The following is a 1,088-nucleotide window of genomic DNA, read 5'->3' on the forward strand; positions in this document are numbered from 1 at the left end:
CCTTGCATATCTCGATATTTTTTCGTACCTTTGCACTATGAAAAAGGACGAAATTATAGTACTTTTAAAGGAACAGCTTCAGCTTGCAAACGAACAGCTTCAGCAAGCTAATGCTACGGTGAGTTCGTTGACTACACAGGTCAACGAACTCATTGAACGTATAAAGTCATTAGAAGAATTACTCGTCCAGAAAGGAATCGCCATTGACAAAGCGAATCGTCAGAACAAGGCACTCGGCAAGCTCGTTTCAGGCAAGAAGTCCGAACGTCAGGAAAAGAATCCACAAGACTCGATGACCCAGGAGGAATTTGACAAGAAGAAAACAGAGCAGGCCGAAAAGAGAAAGGCACGCAAAAACAACGGAGCCAAGCGTGACATGCATTACGAGATGAAAGAGGTGCATGTTACGATAGATCCAGTCATGGATGCAGAGTTTTTGAAGACGTTGCGTCTCTTCGGAACTCGTACCTGTATACGTTACAGCATGGAACCCATCAAATTCATCAAGACCGTGTATCACATCAACACTTATACTGATGGAAGTATCATGTATCCGGGGAAAACTCCGCCGGCTCTGTTGTTGAATTCTTCCTATTCACCTTCCTTTGCAGCAGGACTCCTGCAGATGCGATACATCTATTCCATGCCGGTAGAGCGAATCATCAAATACTTTGCCGACAATGGGTTTACGTTAAGGAAAGCCACGGCAAACAAACTGATTGCCAGAAGTGCCGATGTACTGGAAAACTTCTATAAGGCTATCTGCCAAGTAGTGTTGCAGCAGGATTATGTCTCGGCAGACGAGACATACCATAAAGTGCTGTTAGCCAAGACAAAGCCTACGGACAAGGGTTCGAAGAAAGGCTACTTCTGGGCTGTAAGTGCGCCTAAACTGGGACTTGTCTTCTTCGTATATGAGGATGGTTCACGTTCTGAGCAGGTCATACTTAACGTATTCTCTGATTATAAAGGTACCATACAGAGTGATGCATATGCTCCTTACCGGAAACTGGAGTCGGATGCTTATCCTGACATTATGAGAATCGCCTGCCTGCAGCATGTCAAGAGAGACTTCATCGACTGCGGCA

1 protein-coding gene is annotated in these 1,088 nt (G+C 45.0%); it reads left to right on the forward strand.

Annotation, left to right across the window (positions count from 1 at the left end; translation table 11 throughout):
• Positions 1 to 37: 37 nt before the first annotated feature.
• Positions 38 to 1,088: transposase (locus GH664_RS24055; RefSeq protein WP_153170326.1), on the forward strand; the 1,051-nt coding region annotated here is incomplete at its 3' end.

The organism is Thauera sp. 2A1 (genome assembly GCF_009469595.2).
Classification (GTDB): Bacteria; Pseudomonadota; Gammaproteobacteria; order Burkholderiales; family Rhodocyclaceae; genus Thauera.